Origin of the sequence: Burkholderia sp. WTPI3, from assembly GCF_021483755.1 — a bacterium.
Lineage (GTDB): Bacteria > Pseudomonadota > Gammaproteobacteria > Burkholderiales > Burkholderiaceae > Burkholderia.
Genome location: NZ_JAGIXF010000099.1, coordinates 1 through 19,129 on the forward strand (window position 1 = coordinate 1; position 19,129 = coordinate 19,129).

The following is a 19,129-nucleotide window of genomic DNA, read 5'->3' on the forward strand; positions in this document are numbered from 1 at the left end:
AATCCGGTCGCCGTGCCGGTACACGCCCTGACGGATCAGGCGCTCTATGTCGTCCGCGAGTTTTTCGTAGAGCTTCATCGCGCGCTCCTTGCCTGCCTGCGCATGCGCGCCGCGGCCTCGTGCGCGTCCGAAACGCGCGTGTTCTGCCCGCCGACCGGGCTGTCGTGATGCCTGATAGCTTCCTCCGGTTTTGCCTTTTCCATCGCAGTGGCTCGCTTTTGAAGATGCGCCGGGAGGCCCGTGAAGTCCGGGTCCGCGGCACTGTGCACTTGATGGTTCGATCTTAAAAGCAGAACAGTTTGCCCGGAGTACACACATGGAACACGCACACAAGAGTACAGTTCGACACCAATCAGAGCGTTCCGGCGAACTGTACGTCTTATGAAAAGGCGGCCAGGCGGCGATCGAGGTGTAATACTCTGCGATCGCACGGTTTTATCGACGGAGTTCGGCATGCAGCACCCAATCGAACAGGCATCCGACCTCGGCGGCGTGATTCGCGCCGCCCGCAAAGCGCAAAAATGGCGCCAGAACGATGCGGCCGAGCACGCCGGCGTCAGCGAGTCCTTCATGGTCAAGGCCGAACGCGGCGCGGACACCGTCCAGTGGGGCAAGGTGTTCGGACTGCTGCAGCGGCTCGGCGTGCGCGTCCTCGTCGAGCTGCCCGAGGCGGGCGGCGAACTGCTCGAACGGGAAACGGCGCGGGCGCGCCGTCGCGCCGACGCGCGTGCGGCCAAGGTCGATGCGCGGCCCGCGCCACACGTCACGCGTCACGGCCGCCGATTCCACACCGCCCACCGACCGGGAGCCGCCGACGCATGAGTGACGACGCCCTCGTCGCGCTGCTTGTTGCGCGGCTGACCGACACCGCCGACCACCCGGGCTTCACCGGCACGCCGATCGACCTGTCGGCACTCGACGCGCATGCGCTCGGTGCGGTCTGGCCGGCGCTACGCCGCGCCGAGGGGCGGATCATCGAGCATGAACTCGCCTGCGACGATCCGCGTGCCGGGTTCGTCCGCTGGCTGCGCGAGCAGATCGAAGCGCTCGGCATCGCGCCGCTGATCGGCGCCGATGCCGCGCTCGAACTGTTCCGCGCCATCCCGGCCGGCGCGCAGACGCTCGCGCTGCAGGAATTGCCGTACCTCGACGCACTGCCATCGCCCGCGCTGCAGGCCGAACTCGCACGCATCGCGGACGGGCCGCCGCAACCGGGCCTGAGTGCCGGATCGCCATACGGCGCCTATGCGCTCGACTGGTTCGCGGGCCGTCGCGATTTCTCGGCCCGGCGGGAAGCCTGGGCGCAGTCGCTCGCCGATTCGCCGTTTCGGGTGCGCGAGCTCGACGTGCTTCCCGAACTCGGGCCGGCGTCGCTGCTTGCGCTCGCCGCGACCCGCGACGGTTATTTCGCGCCGAAGCGGCTGTGGATCGATGGCGACGATCCGGCCGTCACGCTCGCGCAGGACGCAGCCTACGTCGCGTTCGCGCACGACGCGCTGGTCGAGGCTGCGCACCAGATCGCCGCGATCCATGCCGGCGCCGTTCCTTATCAGGCCGATCGCGCGTTCACGACCGACGATGCGCAGGTCGTCGCACGCGCGGCGCGCGTGGCCGCCTGGCGCGACGAAGTGTGGCTGCGCCCGCTGATCGGGCCGCTGCTGAGCGGCGTATGCGTCGCGCCCACGGCCGCGAAGACCGCGCCATCGCAATCGCTCGCGATCGCGCTCGGCCACGCGATCGAGACGATCCCGACGCCGGAAAGCGTACGCGCGCTGCGCGACGCGCTGGCCGCCGTGCGTCATGCGGGCGTGCAGAAGAAGCTCGCGCGTAACGTAAAGCCCGCCGAGCGCGCGCTCGGCGAGCGGCCGCGCACCGCGCTGCGCATGACGCTCGGCGCGAAACCGGACAAGAAGCAGCTCGCGATGCTGGCCGTCTGCATGGAAGCAAGCTTCTGGCAGCCGATGACGCTCGATTACGCGGAATGGCGCGAACGCCTCGTCGATGCGCCGGCCGGCGCCGCATTCTCGACGCGGATGATCTGGCAGGCGCGCGCGCCCGACGGCACGCCGCGCTCGTTCATGCCCGACAGTGCGAAAGGCGCTGTCGTGCTGCGCGACGCGGCCGGGAATCCGTGCGACATCGATACCAACGGCGAGATCCGGCTATGGCATCCGCTGCGCGCCGACACGGCCGAACGGCTCGCGTGGCAGCACGCGATCGTCGGCCAGGCGGTCCGTCAGCCGGTCCGGCAGGCGTTTCGCGAGTTCTACGTGCCGGACGATAGCGACGTCGCCGCGAGCGAGTCCGCGATGTTCGAAGGCCACGTGCTCGCGACCCGGCCGCTGATCGGCGTCGCGCGCAGCGAAGGATGGGTGCTGCGCGCATACGACGACGGGCTCGTGCGCGAGTTCGGCGACATACGGGCGACCTTCGGCGTCAACGCCCCGCTCTATCCGGGCGCGGACAGCCACGGCAGGTCGCGCAGGCTGCAGGTCGAGCGCAGGCGCGAACGCCATTGGGCGCCCGTGCCGATCGGCGAGGTCGACCCGGTCGTGTTCTCCGAAGTGGCGCGTGCAGTCGACCTGCTGGTGAGCGTGGCGGCCTTCGCGCTCGACGACGACGCAACGCGCGCCGCGACCGCATCGCTCGCGACGGACCCGGTGCGCCGCCGCGCGATGGAAGCGGAACGCTGGAATCGTCTGAACCTGCTGTCGGATCTGCCGCTGGGCGTGATGGCGGCGCATCGCCGGCACGTGCTGTCGCTCGTGTTCGCCGACGCGATCGCGCAAGGGCGAATCGCGCTCGACGAACGCCATCTGCGTGTCGGCGAATGGTCGGTGCATTGCGCAACCGGCCGCGTGATGCGCGCCGGCGAGCCGGTCGATACGCAGGTCGAACCGCCGGCGTCGCCGCTGCGCGCGGTGCCGTGGCTGCCTTACGACGAAGCGCTGCTGCAGCGGATCGTCGATGTCGTGGCGGGATTGCCGGACTGAGCGGCGAGCGGCACGCCTATCGCGCCGTCTGCTGCCGCTGCGCCTCCTGCGCTTTCATCTGCAGATACGCGCTCCGCTCGACCTCGTGCAGTTGCTGCGGATACTGCTCGGTCGCGTCGAACCAGCGCGCGAAGCGCTGGTCGAGCGGCTTGTCGAGCGTCGCGAGATACGCGTCGATCGCAAGGTAGTAGCGCATCGTGTTGCGCTCCAGCAGCCCGCGCACGCCGCCAATATATTGCGGCTGCGCGGCCGACGCGCCGCTCGCGAGCGTGAACCCGACCTTGTCGCTGCCGATCGTCGCGAGGTAGGTCTTCATCGCCATGCGGCCGACCGTGCCGAAGCCATACGAATACGTCAGGTGCAGGAACGTGCGCGACGCGCCGACCGGCACGGCCTCCAGCGCGATCCGGTAGTCCTTCGTGCCCATCGGGCCGCTGTCGGCGCTCAGGTCGACCAGGAAATAGTCGGACGTCGCGGCGGCCACGCGGTAGCGGAACTGCACGCGATAGGTCTCCGACAGCTTCTGCTCGACCTTGCGGCCGAGATTCACGTCGAGCACCGGGCCGTTGCTGCCGGTCGACGCGTGACAATACTTCGTGTTCAGGTGCAGGATCAGCACCGCGCACCAGTTCGCGGGGCCCTGCGCGGGATCGTCCAGCTTGCCGCTCACGACGGAGTACGGATAGTCGACGACGGCGTAGATATCGCCCTTCAGCGATGACGAAGCCTCGGACGATTCGAGGTACAGCGGACGATGGAACGGGTTGTTCTTCAGTTGCTCGCCGAGGCTGTGATAGCGGTCGAGCAGCGCGGCGGCGCCGTTCGCGCCGAACGACAGCACGCTCCAGCCCAGGCAAAGCGCGGCGACGAGCGCGAGCCGTGCGTGGCGAGCGCGCCGCGATCGTTGCGGGTGTCCGGATGTCTCCATTCGTGTGCTCCAGCGGGGTGCGTGAGGCTCTCGCGCCTCTTTTACGGAAGATACGCGGCCGCGACCCGGATCAGCGACGCCGGCCATTCGCGGTCGATTGCAGGCACAACGGCCGCGACGATGCGAAGCGCCGCTGCGTGGCCGGATAAACCGTCTGACCGCGACCGATGCCGTGGCGTTCCGTGCGATTCGCCCGCAACGGCACATGCCCGGCTATTTGTCTGCCGAAAATGCGCTCGACATCTGCCGCGCCCGCTTCACATCGTCCCCGTGCAGATAGATCGACGTCGTCGAGATCGACGCATGCCGCAGGTTGTCGCGCACCGTCGTCAACTCTGCGCCTCGCGCGAGCGCATGCGTCGCATGCGTGTGCCGCATCCAGTGCGGACTCGCCTGCCGCAGCTTCTGCGCGAGCGCCGGATTGTCCTCGTCGACGAGCGCGGCCGTCTGCGCGAAGAAGCGCTGCATCACCTTCCACAGCCGCACACTCGTGATCCCGGCCGCACCGTCTTCCGCGAGGCTCGCGATCAGCGGCGTATCCGGTCGCCAGCGCACCGGCGTCACCGGCAGCCGCCGCGCGACCAGATGACGATCGAGCGCCGTGCGCGCGAGCGGCGGCAGCGCGACGCGCGCAGCCTTGCTGCCTTTGCCGATCACCTTCAACCACGCATCGCCGTGCGCGTCCGTCTCGATGTCGCCGAGCGTCGCGCCGACCAGTTCGCTCGCACGCAGGCCGGTCGCATAACCGAAATCGAGGATGAAGCGCAGCCGTTGCGCAGCGGCCGGCGTCCAGCCGGACTGCGGCGCGCTGGACGACTTGTCCTTGCGAAACTCGAGCCCGTCCGCGATCGTGCGCACGAGCAGCCACTCGCCTTCGGTGAACGCGTGCGACGTGTCGAGCGCATTCGCACCGCGCGTGTCGCGCACCTTGACGCCCGCGAACGGATTCGCGAGCAGGTAGCGCTGCTCGATCAGCCAGCGAAACAGCGCGCCGAGCACCGACAGCGTATACGCGGCCGAACGCGCGGACAGCCCGCCCGAGAACGGCCGCCAGTCCGGCGCGCCGCGCGGCCGCACCGGGCCGACCCAGCGCTCGTGCGGCGTCGGGTTGCGCAAGAACGCGCGATAGGCGACCGCATCTTCGGTCGTCAGCGACGACAGTGCGCGCCCACGCTCGACGATCGCCCACAGGATCAGCCGCTCGGCCTCCTTCCGGTAGGCACGCCGCGTCGCGGCCGATTCGTGCAGCGACAGCCATGCATGCACGGCCGCGTAATCGTTGTCCGCATCGAGCGTGCTGGTCGCACGTGGCGCGCGGAACGTGCCGGCCGACCCGTCGACTTCGTGCGGCAGCTTCAGGTGCTCCCACGGCACGATGCTGCCGCGCGGCGTGGCAGCAATCAGCGCACGGGCGCGCTCGGTCAACTCGGGGTGTGCCGCGAAGAACGCTTCGACATGCCGCGCACTCGCCACCCCGAGCCCCGCGATCGCGCGCCACCACTGACGCCGGCGCGGAATCCGCACGGTCAGGTCGGCCAGCGTCGCGATGTCGTGCGCGCGCAGCGCGACCACTGCCCGCGCGGGCAGCCACAGGCCGACGTCGTCGCTGATCTGCGGCACCGGCGGGCGCGCATGACGCAGCATGCCGATCGCCTCGGCCATCGCCCTGGCCATCTGCGTGCGTTCGCCGTCGGCATGACCGAGCTGCTCCGCGAGATCGGGACGCCCCACCTGTCGCGCGATACGCACGAGGCGGCGGCGGATTCCGCCGATCACGCCGCGCGCCGACCGCCCGGCGCCGAGACGCTCGGGCAGATAGCGCTCGACCGCCCGGCGCACGGTCATGCCCGCGTACCACGCACGCAGCGCGGCCAGTTCGTCGGCGTCGGGAAAGCCTGCGGGCGCAGGCGCGGAGTCGGAGGAAGGCGGTGAAGCGAGGCGCGGTTTCATGGACGTCAGTTTGACAGAACTGCGCGCGGCGGAAAACGCCTGCCTCGCGGTGAAACATCGACGCGAGGCCGGAAACGCCCGGCATCGCGCGAGCCCGTCGAACGAAGCCCGTCAGCCAATCACGGGCGTGCGCCGCACTTCGGACAGATAGATGAGAATCAGCGACACCCACACGATCCCGTACATGAACATGAAGCACGTCGTGCGCACGCGCAGCAGGTCGAGCAGCGCGCCGAACAGGATCGGCAGCAGGAAGCCGCCGAGGCCGCCCGCGAGGCCGACGATGCCCGTGACGACGCCCATGTTGTCCGGGAAATCGTCCGCGACGTACTTGAAGGTCGACGCCATCCCGAGCGCGAACACCGCGCCGAGCACGAAGGTGAGCGCGACGAAGCCGGCTGCCGGCATCGCGACATTCAGCGTCGAGGTGCCGTCGATCGTGTGAATCACGAAGTCGGTGGCCGGATACGACAGCAGGAACAGCGCGATCCATGCGACCCACAGCCCCCACCACGTGACCGCATGCGCGCCGAATCGGTCGGACAGCGCGCCGCCGAGCGCGCGCAGCACGGAGCCCGGCAGCGAGAAGCCGGCAGCGAACGCCGACGCCATCACGAGCGACATCCCGTATTCGCTCTTCAAGTACTGCGGGATCCACAGCGACAGTGCGGTGAAGCCGCCGAACGTGATCGAGTAGTACTGGCACAGCCGCCACACGCGCGGATCGCGCAGCACCTTGAACGAGTCGAGAATCGAGCCGCCCTGCTTGCCCGCGCCAGGATCGGGTGCCGACGCGAACCAGAAGATCGCGGCCGTGACGAGCAACGCGACAGCGTAGACGCGCGGCACGAAGCGCCAGCCGTATGCGGCGAGCAGCAGCGGCGTGACGAACAGGTTGACCGCCGCGCCACACGTGCCCGCGCCGAACACACCCATCGCGAGCCCGCGCCGCTTCGGCGGGAAAAAACGCGCGACGTACGGCGTGCCGACCGCGAACGAAGCGCCGACGCAGCCGAGGAACAGCCCGATCAGCAGGAACTGCCAGAACTGCGTCGCGTAACTGACGATGTAGACGGGAATCGCGCATACGACGAGCAGCACCGTCATCACGATGCGGCCGCCGAAGCGGTCGGTCCAGGTGCCGAGCGGCAAGCGCATCAGCGCGCCGGTCAGCACCGGTGTCGACGTGAGCAGCCCGAACTCGGTGCTGTTCAGCCCGAGATCGGTGCGCAGCTGCACGCCGAGCACGCCGAACATCATCCACACGACAAAACACACCATGAACGCGAGCGTACTCGCTGCCAGCACCGACCATGCGCGCAGCGGGATGGCCTGCGGGTCCACCGCCAAGCCGGCGTTACCTTGTTGAGTTGCCATTTGCAAAACCCCGATTCATTGGACGAGCGGCCCGTTCGCGCCGTCGAAGCTCACGCCTTCGACCCGCGCGCCGCCCGCGAGTATCGCCACGTACTGCCGCATCGCCTGCTGCCGCACACGCTCCGACAGGTAGACGGCAATCTGGCCGGCCGCTTCGTCGAACGGCACGCTGTCGCCGGGCACGCGCCGCTCGATCCTGACGATGTGAAAGCCGAAGCGCGTATTGACGAGCCTCGGCAGCACGCCGAGCCCATCCGACTCGAACAGCGCGACCTCGAATTCCGGAACGGTGTCGCCGCGCAGCAGTTGCCCGAGGCTGCCGCCGACTTGCGCCGACGGGCAGTTCGACGTTGCGCGCGCAACGGCTTCGAACGTGTCGGGCGCTGCCACCACGTCGGCGAGTGCACGTTCCGCGCGCTGCCGCAGCGGCGCGAGCGGCACGCGGTCGGTCACCGCGAACAGCACGTGGCTCGCATAGACAATGTCGTTGCGGCGAAAGCGCGCCGGATGCTGCGCGTAGTAGCGCTCGCAATCGGCGCGATCCGGTTCGGGAACGTGCGTGAGTTCGTGTTCGAGCAGCGTATCGACCGCGGCATCGTCGAGCGGCGCACCTTCTTCGATCAACGCGAGCGACACCGCGCGCTGCCGCAGCAGCTCGCGCACCGCAAGCGCATGCCGCGCCGCATCGCGCGGATCGGCTGCATCGTCGTAATGCCGGGCTTCTGCCGCGATCGAAGCCGCGTCGATCTCGACGCCGTTGATGATCAACGGCACCGCAGCAATATCGGAGAGAACGTCGTTCATGCCGACTCCTTAGCGCTTGCGCACGAGTTGATACGGCCGGATCAGGTACGCAACCGAGGCGAGGCCGCTCCAGATATGCACCATCCGCGTGAACGGCGACACGAGGAAGATCGTGAAGCCGAGCAGGATATGCAGCCGGTACGTCAGCGGCACGCCGACAAGCAGGCTCGGGATGTCCGGCCTGAACGTGACGACGCCCTTCACATAGTCGGTGAGCTGCTCGAACATCGCGCCGTCCATGTGGCGCATCGACAGCACGACAGTGCCAAGCCCGAGCGCGAGCTGCGCCCACAGCATCAGCACGATCAGGATGTCGGACTTGCGGCTGTTGTTGCGGATGCGCGCATCGCCGAGGCGGCGCCAGATCAGGATCGTCAGCCCGAGGATCGCCGCAACGCCGGCCGCGCCGCCCGCCACCATCGCGACGAGCTGGTGCCCGGACGCCGACAGGAACGGCGATACGAGCCAGTGCGGTGCGAGGAAGCCCGCGAAGTGCCCGAGCACGACGACGAGGATGCCCCAGTGGAACAGGTTGCTGCCGAGCCGCAGCATCCCGTGGCGCAGCAGTTGCGACGAATCGCTTTTCCACGTGTATTGATCGCGATCGAAGCGGATCAGGCTACCGACCAGCAGCACCGCGAGACAGATGTACGGGTAGATCCCGAACAGGAACTGATGCAGGTAAGCGTCCATGTCTTTCCCCAGTTGGGCCCGCGCTTACGCGCCGCGGGCCGGCCGCTTGTCGTGGAACCGCACCGTCTGCTCGGCAGGCGTGACCGCGCCGACGAAGCGCACCGCTTCATCCGCATACGACGCGTCGAGCGCGCGGTAATCGTCGGCGCTCGGCCGCTCGGCGGCGACGTCGTCGTCCGCGGCGGCCGGCGCGTCGACCGGCGCGAGGCCAGCCAGCGGCAGCAGCGCGCCGACGACGAAGCTGTAATGGCTGCCGCGCTGCACAAGCTGGCCGACCAGCGCGCGCAGGATCTCGCCGGTCTCGCCGAGCAGGTTGCGGGCGTCGGACGCCGGCAGCCGCGACAGGTATTCGAGGAACACGGGCAGATAATCGGGCAGCTCGCCCGGGTTCAGCGCCAGCCCATTCCGCTCGTACATCTGCAGCAGGTCGACCATCGCCTGGCCGCGATCGCGCGATTCTCCATGCACGTGCTCGAACAGGTGCAGCGACGTCGCGCGGCCGCGATCGAACAGCGCGACATAGTTCTCCTGCAACGTCAGCAGGTCGCGCTCGCGCACGTACGAGAAGAACCGGTCGAGGCCCGCGCGCACCGCTTTCGGCATGCGCGCAGCTTCACGCAGGTGGGTTTCGATCGAATCGAGCACGTCGACGAGCGCTTCGTCGGGATAGTCGAGCAACGCGGCGAACGCCGCATAGGTCGGGTCGGGTGCGTTGCTCATCGGGACGCCTCGTGGATCGGAATGGTTCTCGAGCCCCTCTTCGGGCTGAACAGGCTCGCTTCAGAACGGCCGTCGGAGCAGCCGTTGCCGAACGAGAAACCGCACGACGCGCGCAGGTCGTATGCGTTCTCCGCATACTCGCGATGCGTCGTCGGGATAACGAAACGATCCTCGTAGTTTGCGATCGCAAGATAGCGATACATCTCCTCGACCTGAGCGAGCGACAGCCCGACCTGGTCGAGCACGCCGCGCGCATCGATGCCGTCGACGTGACGCGCCCGCATGAACGCCCGCATCGCAAGCAGCCGTTCGAGTGCAAGCTTCACGGGCGCTTCGTCGCCGGCCGTCAGCAGGTTCGCCAGATACCGCAGCGGAATGCGCAGCGATTCGACGTCCGGCAGATAGCCGTTCATCCCGAGCGCGCCGCTGTTCGCGGCCGAGTTGATCGGCGACAGCGGCGGCACGTACCAGACCATCGGCAGCGTCCGGTATTCCGGATGCAGCGGGAACGCGATCTTCCAGTCGATTGCCATCCTGTAGGTCGGAGAACGCCGCGCGGCGTCGATCCATGCGGCAGGTACCCCATCGAGCTCGGCCTGCGCGATCACGGCCGGATCCTCCGGATCGAGGAACAGAGACAGTTGCGCTTCGTACAGGTCCTGCTCGTTCTCCACGCTGGCGGCTTCGCCGATCCGGTCGGCGTCGTACAGCAGCACGCCCAGATAGCGGATGCGGCCCACGCAGGTTTCCGAACAGACGGTCGGCTGGCCGGCTTCGATGCGCGGATAGCAGAAGATGCACTTCTCGGCCTTGCCGCTCTGCCAGTTGTAGTAAATCTTCTTGTACGGGCATCCCGACACGCACATGCGCCAGCCGCGGCACTTGTCCTGGTCGATCAGCACGATGCCGTCCTCCTCGCGCTTGTAGATCGAGCCCGACGGACACGACGCGACGCACGCCGGGTTCAGGCAATGCTCGCAGAGGCGCGGCAGGTACATCATGAAGGTGTTCTCGAACTGCCCGTAGATGTCCTTCTGCACCGACTCGAAGTTGTAGTCCTTGGCGCGCTTCTCGAACTCGCCGCCGAGGATTTCCTCCCAGTTCGGCCCCCACTCGATCTTCTCGAGCCGCTGGCCGCTGATCAGCGAGCGCGGCCGCGCGACAGGCATCGCACGCGTGTTGCCGGCTTCCTGCAGATGGCCGTAGTCGAACGTGAACGGCTCGTAGTAGTCGTCGATCTCCGGCAGGTGCGGGTTCGCGAAGATCTGCGCGAGCAACCGCCACTTGCCGCCGAGGCGCGGCTCGATCCTGCCGTCGGCGCGCCGCTGCCAGCCACCGCGCCAGCGGTCCTGGTTCTCCCAGTCCTTCGGATAGCCGATGCCGGGCTTGGTCTCGACGTTGTTGAACCACGCGTATTCCATTCCTTCGCGGCTGGTCCACACGTTCTTGCAGGTCACCGAGCAGGTATGGCACCCGATACACTTGTCGAGGTTCAGCACCATCGCGATCTGTGCACGTACTTTCATGACGTTTCTCCAGCCCGAACCGCGTGTTGCGTTGTGGGGTCGACCGCGGTTTCTTCTCCGTCGAGCCAGTCGATCCTGTTCATCTTGCGCACGATCAGGAACTCGTCGCGATTCGAACCGACCGTGCCGTAGTAGTTGAAACCGTACGACAGTTGCGCATAGCCGCCGATCATATGGGTCGGCTTCAGCGCGATGCGCGTGACCGAGTTGTGGATGCCGCCTCGCGTGCCGGTAATTTCCGATCCCGGCGTGTTCACGATCTTCTCCTGCGCGTGGTACATCATCACCATCCCGGACGGAATCCGCTGGCTCACGACGGCCCGCGCGCACAACGCGCCGTTCGAGTTGTAGCACTCGATCCAGTCGTTATCGATCGCGCCGATCGCCTTCGCGTCGTCCTCCGACATCCACACGATCGGGCCGCCGCGCGACAGCGTCAGCATCAGAAGGTTGTCCGTATACGTGCTGTGGATCCCCCACTTCTGATGCGGCGTCAGGAAATTCAGCACGCGCTCGGGGTTGCCGTTCGAGCGCTTTCCGACCATGTGCGCGTAGCTGCCCGTATCGATCGGCGGCTTGTACGCGCACAGCGATTCGCCGAACGCGCGCATCCACGGGTGATCCTGGTACAGCTGCTGACGGCCCGTCAGCGTGCGCCACGGCACCAGCTCGTGCACGTTCACGTAGCCCGCGTTGTACGACACGTGCTCGGACTCGATCCCGCTCCACGTCGGTGACGAGATGATCTTGCGCGGTTGCGCCTGGATGTCGCGGAAGCGGATCTTCTCGTCCTCGCGCGCGACGGCCAGATGCGTGTGATCGATGCCCGTGATGCCGGACAGCGCGCGCCACGCCTTCACCGCGACTTCCCCGTTGGTTTCCGGCGCGAGCGCGAGGATCACCTCGGCCGCATCGAGCGCGGTGTCGATGCGGGGACGGCCCTGCGCGGCGCCGCCAGCGACCCTGTAGTTGAGTTCGCCGAGCAGCTTCACTTCGTCCTTCGTATCCCAGCCGATGCCCTTGCCCCCGTTGCCGAGCTTGTCCATCAGCGGGCCGAGCGACGTGAAGCGCGCGTATGTGTTCGGATAGTCGCGCTCGACGGCAATCACCGCCGGCATCGTGCGCCCCGGCACCGGCTCGCATTCGCCGCGCCTCCAGTCCTGCACGTCGAACGGCTGCGCGAGTTCGCCCGGAGTATCGTGCGCGATCGGTGCGAGCACGACGTCGCGTTCGACGCCGAGATGCCCGTCGCACAGCTCGGAGAAGCGCTTCGCGATGCCCTTGAAGATCTCCCAGTCGCTCTTCGATTCCCACGCGGGATCGACCGCCGCCGACAGCGGATGGATGAACGGGTGCATGTCGGACGTGTTCATGTCGTCCTTCTCGTACCACGTCGCGGTCGGCAGTACGACGTCCGAATACATGCAGGTGGTCGACATCCGGAAGTCGAGCGTCACGAGCAGGTCGAGCTTGCCGCGCGGCGCGTCGTCGTGCCACTTCACTTCCTCGGGACGCGCGCTGCCCGTCGCGCCGAGTTCGTTGCCCTGCACGCCGTTGGTCGTGCCGAGCAGGTGCTTCAGGAAGTATTCGTGGCCCTTGCCCGACGAGCCGAGCAGGTTCGAGCGCCACACGAACAGGTTGCGCGGGAAGTTGTCCGGTGTGTCGGGGTCCTCGCATGCCATCTGCAGCGTGCGGGCCTTCAGTTGCCGCGCGACGTCGGCGCCCGCCTGCGCGGGGTCGCCAAGGCTCGCGCCGACCTTCAGCGGATTCACCGACAGTTGCGGCGCCGACGGGAGCCAGCCCATCCGTTCGGCGCGCACGTTGTAGTCGATCGGCGAACCGTGGAACTGCGTCTTGTCCGCGAACGGCGACAGCAGCGCGCTCGGGTCCATCGTGTCGTAGCGCCACTGGTCGGTGTGCGCGTAGAAGAACGACGTCGCGTTCATGTGACGCGGCGGCCGGTTCCAGTCGAGCGCGAACGCGAGCGCGGTCCAGCCCGTCTGCGGGCGCAGCTTCTCCTGGCCGACGTAGTGCGACCAGCCGCCGCCCGGCTTGCCGATGCAGCCGCACATGATCAACATGTTGATGATCGCGCGGTACGACATATCCATGTGAAACCAGTGGTTGATCCCCGCGCCGATGATCACCATCGACTTGCCCTGCGTCTTGTGCGCGTTCTCCGCGAACTGCCTCGCGACCGAGATCACGTCCGCGCGCTTCACGCCGGTGATCGCTTCCTGCCAGGCCGGCGTGTACGGCAGATCGTCGTCGTAGCTCGCGGCCACGTCGCGCCCGCCGAGCCCCTGGTCGAGCCCGTAGTTCGCGACGAACAGGTCGTAGACGGTCGCTACCAGCATCTCGCCGTTGCGCGTCGCGACGCGCCGCACGCCGATCCGGCGCGACAGCTCGGAGCCGTGCTCCGTCGAATTGAAGTGCGCGTGCGGCTGGTTGCCGAAGTACGGGAACAGCACGTCGACGACGTCGTCGTGCGCGGCCGTGCACGACAGCCGTGGCGACAACGCCGCGCCCTTCGAGGTCTCGCCGCGCAGGTTCCACTTGCCCTTTTCGGCGTCCGCCTGCTGGCCCCAGCGAAAACCGACCGAGCCGACCGGCACGACGAATTCGCCGGTCGCATCGTCGATCATCACGGTCTTCCAGTCAGGATGTGCCGCCTCGTCGAGCGAATCGTCGAAGTCGGACGCGCGCACGAGGCGCTCGGGCAAGTAGCCATCGCCGTGCGACACGAGGCGCACGAGCGACGGCATGTCCGTATAGCGCTTGCAATAGTCGATGAAGTAGTCGCTCTTCCCGGCGAGATGGAACTCCTTCAGGATCACGTGGCCCATCGCGAGCGCGAGCGCCGCGTCGGTGCCCTGCTTCGGGTGCAGCCACAGATCACCGAACTTCGCGCCTTCCGCGTAGTCGGGGAACACCGACACGACCTTGGTGCCGCGATAGCGCGCCTCGACGAGGAAGTGCGCGTCCGGCGTGCGGGTCTGCGGCACATTCGAGCCCCACATCATGATGAACGTCGAGTTGTACCAGTCGGCCGATTCCGGCACGTCGGTCTGCTCGCCCCAGGTCTGCGGCGACGCGGGCGGCAGGTCGCAATACCAGTCGTAGAAGCTCAGACACACGCCGCCGATCAGCGACAGGTAGCGCGAGCCTGCCGCGTACGACACCATCGACATCGCCGGAATCGGCGAGAAGCCGACCACGCGGTCGGGGCCGTGCCGCTCGACCGTGTAAACGTTTGCGGCCGCAACGATCTCGTTGACCTCGTCCCAGCTCGCACGCACGAAGCCGCCGAGCCCGCGGCGGCTCTGGTACGAACGCCGTGCGTCGTCGTCCTCGACGATCGAACGCCATGCCTCGACGGGCGCGAGCGTGCGGCGACGGTCGCGCCACAGCTTCACCAGCACGCTGCGCACCATCGGATGCCTGAGACGGTTCGCGCTATACAGATACCAGGAGTACGAAGCGCCGCGCGAACAGCCGCGCGGCTCGTGGTTCGGCATGTCGGGGCGCGTGCGCGGGTAATCGGTCTGCTGGGTTTCCCAGGTGACGATCCCGCCTTTCACGTAGACCTTCCACGAGCACGAGCCCGTGCAGTTCACCCCGTGGGTCGAGCGGACGATCTTGTCGTGCTGCCAGCGCAGCCGATAGCCGTCTTCCCATTTCCGGTCCTCGTCCGTGACGGCGCCGTGTCCGTCGGAGAAAGTTGGCCTCGCGGTGGAGAAATAACGCAATCTATCCAGGAAGTGGCTCATGGGGATCTCGTTTTTCCGGTCTTTTAGCAGACCCTGATTATTTAAGGAGGCGAAATACCGGTTGTAACGAGCGATCGGATTTCGCCTGTTCAGTCCGTCTTCATTTCTTTCGTCCGGATCGAATGGATTGTCTTTCGGGTCAACATATCACGACTTGATACAAATCAGGGTATCGTTCGTCCGGACGCAACGACGGAAAATGGGGGCCGATCTGTCTCGCCTGCTATGCTGCGCGTGGGAAGCGCGTCTGTCCCGTCGCCCCGTTCGCTTCCCGCGCCACGGGACGTCAGCGTCACCCGTGTCGAATTGCGCTGAACGACCCGGCGATTTCCACTGGAAATGGCCGGCCGCAGCCCGCCGTTCATAAAAGACTGCGCAACGCATTCGATGTATTTCCGGCCGTCGGTCAATAACGCCTTTACATACAAGAACCGCATTCTCATGACATCACGCTTTTTCGCCGCATGCGTTGCGGCCGCCATCGGCTGCGCCGCACTGCCCGCCGCTCACGCCCGCACCTGGATCGCGCCGACGGCGTCGCTCGGCAAAGGCGCTTACGTTCACCGGTTCGTGCTGCGCGACCCCGTCACGCATCAGCCGCTGCCGAACGCGCGGTACCGGCTGTTCCTGCCCGGCCAGGTCATCGCGGGCCTGCCCGTCAAGCCGGGCCAGCACGACAGCGTGATCTTCGGCACGACCGATGCCGTCGGGCACACCGTCCGGATCCGGCTGCCGAAATCGCATCCGCAAAAGCAATGGGTGTTCAACCCGATCATCGGCGAAGGCGACCTGGGCGAATCGTTCCGGCTGGTCGGCCCGTCCGGCGACACGCCGCTCGGCGGCTTCCCGTACGTGCTGGACGTGGCGCATGAGTATCTGGCGTGCGGCTACTCGGATGCGAACGGCTACACGTACTACGCGCAATCGCGTACGCCGCGCAACGTCGATCTCTACACAGGGATGCTCGGCGGAACGGCCGACACCGACTGGTGCGCGGGCCCCGGTGCGGCCATTGCGAACAGCGGGAACGAACCGGGCACGCCGGACCTGTACACGCAATATCTCGGCAGCCTGGTCACCAACGGCGACCAGCTCGGCAGCGAATTGCGCCAACAGATCGTCGCCAAGCTGCTGTCGCTCGCGATCGATGAACGCGACACCGGCCGCGTGGCCACCGTGCTCGACCTCGGTGAGATTCCCGACACCCACCTGAACGACATCGGCTATCGGCTCGTCGATGCCGGCATCGAAGTCGATCGCGGGCTGGCGATGATCGACGCGCATCTCGCGAAATCGCCGGACGATGCGTATGCGCTCGACAGCAAGGGCTGGGCGCTGTACCGCCTCGGCCGCAACGACGAAGCGCTCGTGTGGTTCGACCGCTCGATCGCGATCTTCGCGAAGGACAACGACGGCGACGGCAGCGCGCGCGACGCATGGGCGACCGGCCTGACGCACAAGGGGGAAGTGCTGTGGAAGCTGGGGCGGCAGGATGAAGCGCGCGATGCGTTCGCGCAGGCGCGCAAGGTCGAGCCGAAGAATGCGGAACTGGCGGAAACGTTGAAGCGATTGAACCTGCAGGCCGAGCCGCACCAAGCTGCGGCGTCCGATACGAGCGGCACGTAACCGCGTCCGTATCGCGTCACCCTTCGCCTTTCGGCCCCGGGTTGAGCATCACGACAAAACCGGCCACGCCGACGATCAACGCGATCGCGCCGCCGCGCAGCGCGATCGGATTATCGAACAGCAGCCCGCTCACGACGGCCATCATCCCCGCGAGCGACACGAACACGGCTATCGCCGCGACGACGATCCGGTACTGGCGACGTATCATCGCGTCTCCCGCCGCATCAGGCCGCAGCGGCGGCGGCCGGAACGTCGGCATCGTCGCCGCGAATCAGCAGCACCGGGCAGTTCGAGCCGCGCAGGAAACGCTCGGCGACGCTGCCGAGCAGCACGCGCCGGAACCCGCGCCGCCCGTGCGTGCCGACCACCGCGAGATCGATCCCGCGTTCCTTCACGTAGCGTTGCAGACGCTCGGCGATGTCTTCGCCGATGCTTTCGGTCTCAACCAGCTCGGCGTCGCCCTTCGCGCCGGCCAGCGCGATGATCTGCTCGGCCTCGCGCAGCACCTTGATGCCGTCTTCGCGAATTTCATCGATGAGCGTATGCGGATCGAAACGGCCGGCATACGTGAACAGCACCGACTTGTCGACCACGTATACGACGCTGACGTGCGCGCCGGCAGCCAGCGCCACCTTCACTGCCTCGGCCAGGGCCCGCTTCGACGAAGCGCTGCCGTCGACGGCCACCATGATCTTCTCGTACATGCGAACCTCGCTGGGGTGAGTTGCCGCGCGCGGTAGCGCGGCGGCCATGTCACCATCATCGGCGGGTGGCGGGTTCGAAGGTTGACGGCGATCAAACCGGGCGGACGTCCGGCCTGCGACCCGCTGACGCGGGCAGCAGGTCGCAGGCCCCAGCGTCGGCCGTCGCCGCGCATCGGCATACCCGCCCGTACCGTCAGTGCACGCGCGGCGCGCGATACCGGTTCCGGTCGAACCCGCTCGCCACGAACCAGGCATCGGCTACCGCGTCGACGTTCTGCCCGGCGAATGGCTGGACCGTATCGGGCTCGGCGCCATGACGATAGTTCGGCCCGGCGAACTCGGGATCCGCCGCGTAACCGAAGTACGCGTTGCCGCTCCACAGGATGTTCGCGTAGCTACCTTGCGGATTCCTCGTCCGGAAGATCGCGCCGCTCTCCGATGCGTTGTAGAAGCGGTTGCCGGTCACCTGGAACGCGTTCGCGTAGCTGAGGTTCTCGACGATCGGCGTCACGAGGCCCGGTGTGCGCGCGATCACGACGTTGTCGCGCACGACGGAATCGGCCGACCCGGCGGCGGAGATGATGCGTCGCTTGTCGTTCAGGCTCAGGTTGTTGTCGACGATTGCGCCGGTTTCCTGCGCGACGTGGCCCAGCCCGTCGGACCCGCATCCGCAGAACAGCATCAGCCCGCCGTCGTTGTCGTGGCTGAAGTTCGCGGTCACCCGCGTATTGCGCGTGCCGAGATCCGCGTCGAACGCCATCCCGTCGCCGGCTTCGATGTTGTTCTGGAGTCGAACGCCGTTGACTTCGTTGTAGCGGAACAGCGCATCGTCGGTGTTGATCGCCCACGCACCGGCACTGTTGCCCGGCGCGCGCATCCAGATGTCGTACAGGTGGTTCGCCTCGACGACCGGCGCGGTTGCGGTGCGCACGATGATGCCGTCACCGCCGACGTTGTGGATCAGGTTGTTGCGCAACACGACGCGCGTCATCGGGAAATACTCCGATTCCGCCTGCGTGGCCGGATTCGTGAGGTACGCCGGGTTGCCCTTGTACGGCGGATAGTCGCCGCACGGCGCGCCGCCCGCGCGGCACATCCACGCGGAACGGGTCGACAGCGCGACCGCGTCGACGTTGTAGATCTCGCTGTTCTCGACCGCGATGTCGTCGAAGCCGGTCGGTTTCTCCTTCGTACCGACCACCTCGTTGTCGCGCGTCACCTCGAACAGCATCCCGCCCGTCGTCTTGTACGAGCCGACCGTATTGCCGGCGACGTCCTGCAGATAACCACGAACGTGATGCACGTACACGTCGTCGACGTGATAGTGGCTGCCCGTGCCGTAATCCTCGAGCCGCACATACAACCCGAGGCGCCCACCGGGCGTCGTCGCATCGTTGGTCAGCTCGAGCGAGCGGATGTCCCAGTACTGCGTGTTGTACAGATAGATCGCCGCGCGGTTCACGGTCGGGTTGTCCGACTTGCACAGCGAGTAATAGCCGCTGAACCCGCTCACCGTCTTGTGCTGCTCGGTGATCGATTGGCCGGGGTCGGTCGCGGCATCGGTGCAGCCGGCCGCAATGACGGGCCGCGGCGCTTTCGGATCGCCGTACGCGTCGACGACGATCGGCGCGCCGGCCGCGCCCGTGCTGCCGGCCGCGGGCGAAAAGCTGCCGTGGCAGGTCGTGCCGCGCTTGAAGCGCACATGCGTGCCGGGTGAGAGCACGATCCGGTTCAGCGTGGCGAGATCGTCGACCGGATGGGCCGGCGTGCCGAGCGTCGCGGGCGAGGCTTTCGCGTTGCCGTTACCGTTGCCGCTCGACGAACAATCGACGTACAGCGTGCCCGGCGTCGTGCCGGCCTGCTGCCCCGCAGCAGGCGCGGCAGCCAGTTGCTGCCCGGTGACTGCCGCGCCGTCCGGCGATTCTCCGCCGCCGCATGCGGCAAGTGCGCCGACGAGCGGCGCGACCACCATCTTCCAGTGTTTCAACGTGAGTCTCCCGAAATGTTGCATGCGTTATCCGGCACCGGATCGACCGCA

General features: G+C 67.2%; 14 protein-coding genes. 3 read left to right on the forward strand and 11 right to left on the reverse strand.

Features of this window, described 5'->3' with window-relative positions; all coding sequences use genetic code 11:
• Nucleotides 1-453: 453 nt before the first annotated feature.
• Both J7024_RS31775 and J7024_RS31780 read left to right on the forward strand, forming a co-directional pair.
• Nucleotides 454-822 (forward strand): helix-turn-helix domain-containing protein, encoded by a 369-nt coding sequence (locus tag J7024_RS31775; RefSeq protein WP_124897688.1) that lies wholly within the window; start codon nucleotides 454-456, stop codon nucleotides 820-822.
• Nucleotides 819-2,993: a DUF4132 domain-containing protein gene (locus J7024_RS31780; protein WP_175770641.1), complete on the forward strand. Its 2,175-nt coding sequence runs from the start codon at nucleotides 819-821 to the stop codon at nucleotides 2,991-2,993. Before J7024_RS31775 ends, J7024_RS31780 begins: the two co-directional genes overlap by 4 nt.
• Nucleotides 2,994-3,009: 16 nt before the next feature.
• On the opposite strand, the gene J7024_RS31785 is transcribed toward J7024_RS31780, so the two are convergent.
• The 8 genes from J7024_RS31785 to J7024_RS31820 form a co-directional block, all read right to left on the reverse strand.
• The gene (locus J7024_RS31785) at nucleotides 3,010-3,921 is read right to left on the reverse strand and encodes a hypothetical protein (protein WP_124897686.1); all 912 of its coding nucleotides are present in this window, start codon (nucleotides 3,919-3,921) and stop codon (nucleotides 3,010-3,012) included.
• Nucleotides 3,922-4,134: 213 nt separating this feature from the next.
• Nucleotides 4,135-5,871, reverse strand: a complete 1,737-nt coding sequence (locus J7024_RS31790; protein ID WP_124897685.1) for a site-specific integrase — start codon at nucleotides 5,869-5,871, stop codon at nucleotides 4,135-4,137.
• A 111-nt stretch (nucleotides 5,872-5,982) separates the two neighbouring features.
• Nucleotides 5,983-7,248, reverse strand: a complete 1,266-nt coding sequence (locus J7024_RS31795; RefSeq protein WP_124897684.1) for an MFS transporter — start codon at nucleotides 7,246-7,248, stop codon at nucleotides 5,983-5,985.
• Between the two features lie 15 nt (nucleotides 7,249-7,263).
• On the reverse strand, nucleotides 7,264-8,052 hold the full coding sequence (locus J7024_RS31800; RefSeq protein ID WP_175751882.1) for a peptidylprolyl isomerase: 789 nt from the start codon (nucleotides 8,050-8,052) through the stop codon (nucleotides 7,264-7,266).
• Nucleotides 8,053-8,061: 9 nt separating this feature from the next.
• Nucleotides 8,062-8,745 carry a respiratory nitrate reductase subunit gamma gene (gene narI, locus J7024_RS31805; RefSeq protein WP_124897682.1) on the reverse strand — a complete coding sequence of 228 codons (684 nt, stop codon included), beginning with the start codon at nucleotides 8,743-8,745 and terminating at the stop codon, nucleotides 8,062-8,064.
• Nucleotides 8,746-8,769: 24 nt separating this feature from the next.
• A complete protein-coding gene (narJ, locus tag J7024_RS31810) occupies nucleotides 8,770-9,465 on the reverse strand; it encodes a nitrate reductase molybdenum cofactor assembly chaperone (RefSeq protein ID WP_124897681.1) in 696 nt (231 codons plus the stop codon).
• Nucleotides 9,462-10,991, reverse strand: coding sequence for a nitrate reductase subunit beta (gene narH / locus J7024_RS31815; protein ID WP_124897680.1), 1,530 nt, complete (start codon nucleotides 10,989-10,991; stop codon nucleotides 9,462-9,464). Before narH ends, narJ begins: the two co-directional genes overlap by 4 nt.
• Nucleotides 10,988-14,761, reverse strand: coding sequence for a nitrate reductase subunit alpha (locus tag J7024_RS31820; RefSeq protein WP_175787646.1), 3,774 nt, complete (start codon nucleotides 14,759-14,761; stop codon nucleotides 10,988-10,990). The genes narH and J7024_RS31820 overlap by 4 nt, the downstream gene beginning before the upstream one ends.
• Nucleotides 14,762-15,202: 441 nt before the next feature.
• Here J7024_RS31820 and J7024_RS31825 point away from each other — a divergent pair, with 441 nt between their 5' ends.
• Entirely contained in the window at nucleotides 15,203-16,387 is a 1,185-nt protein-coding gene (locus J7024_RS31825; protein WP_234745795.1) for a tetratricopeptide repeat protein, read from the forward strand.
• A gap of 16 nt (nucleotides 16,388-16,403) precedes the next feature.
• Here the strand turns inward: J7024_RS31825 and J7024_RS31830 are convergent, their stop codons facing one another.
• From J7024_RS31830 to J7024_RS31840, 3 genes are all read right to left on the reverse strand, one after another.
• Nucleotides 16,404-16,595: a DUF2964 family protein gene (locus tag J7024_RS31830; protein WP_098553791.1), complete on the reverse strand. Its 192-nt coding sequence runs from the start codon at nucleotides 16,593-16,595 to the stop codon at nucleotides 16,404-16,406.
• 16 nt (nucleotides 16,596-16,611) lie between these two features.
• On the reverse strand, nucleotides 16,612-17,091 hold the full coding sequence (locus J7024_RS31835) for a universal stress protein (protein WP_124897677.1): 480 nt from the start codon (nucleotides 17,089-17,091) through the stop codon (nucleotides 16,612-16,614).
• A 193-nt stretch (nucleotides 17,092-17,284) separates the two neighbouring features.
• Nucleotides 17,285-19,078, reverse strand: coding sequence for a right-handed parallel beta-helix repeat-containing protein (locus J7024_RS31840; RefSeq protein WP_124897676.1), 1,794 nt, complete (start codon nucleotides 19,076-19,078; stop codon nucleotides 17,285-17,287).
• Nucleotides 19,079-19,129: the final 51 nt, after the last annotated feature.

Excerpts from the sequence above, each read along its gene's own strand:
- J7024_RS31795 (WP_124897684.1), bottom strand. The coding sequence starts at position 7,248 with ATGGCAACTCAACAAGGTAACGCCGGCTTGGCGGTGGACCCGCAGGCC.
- J7024_RS31800 (WP_175751882.1), bottom strand. The coding sequence starts at position 8,052 with ATGAACGACGTTCTCTCCGATATTGCTGCGGTGCCGTTGATCATCAAC.
- J7024_RS31835 (WP_124897677.1), bottom strand. The coding sequence starts at position 17,091 with ATGTACGAGAAGATCATGGTGGCCGTCGACGGCAGCGCTTCGTCGAAG.
- narH (WP_124897680.1), bottom strand. The coding sequence starts at position 10,991 with ATGAAAGTACGTGCACAGATCGCGATGGTGCTGAACCTCGACAAGTGT.
- narJ (WP_124897681.1), bottom strand. The coding sequence starts at position 9,465 with ATGAGCAACGCACCCGACCCGACCTATGCGGCGTTCGCCGCGTTGCTC.
- J7024_RS31785 (WP_124897686.1), bottom strand. The coding sequence starts at position 3,921 with ATGGAGACATCCGGACACCCGCAACGATCGCGGCGCGCTCGCCACGCA.
- narI (WP_124897682.1), bottom strand. The coding sequence starts at position 8,745 with ATGGACGCTTACCTGCATCAGTTCCTGTTCGGGATCTACCCGTACATC.
- J7024_RS31830 (WP_098553791.1), bottom strand. The coding sequence starts at position 16,595 with ATGATACGTCGCCAGTACCGGATCGTCGTCGCGGCGATAGCCGTGTTC.
- J7024_RS31825 (WP_234745795.1), top strand. The coding sequence starts at position 15,203 with ATGACATCACGCTTTTTCGCCGCATGCGTTGCGGCCGCCATCGGCTGC.
- J7024_RS31780 (WP_175770641.1), top strand. The coding sequence starts at position 819 with ATGAGTGACGACGCCCTCGTCGCGCTGCTTGTTGCGCGGCTGACCGAC.
- J7024_RS31820 (WP_175787646.1), bottom strand. The coding sequence starts at position 14,761 with ATGAGCCACTTCCTGGATAGATTGCGTTATTTCTCCACCGCGAGGCCA.
- J7024_RS31790 (WP_124897685.1), bottom strand. The coding sequence starts at position 5,871 with ATGAAACCGCGCCTCGCTTCACCGCCTTCCTCCGACTCCGCGCCTGCG.
- J7024_RS31775 (WP_124897688.1), top strand. The coding sequence starts at position 454 with ATGCAGCACCCAATCGAACAGGCATCCGACCTCGGCGGCGTGATTCGC.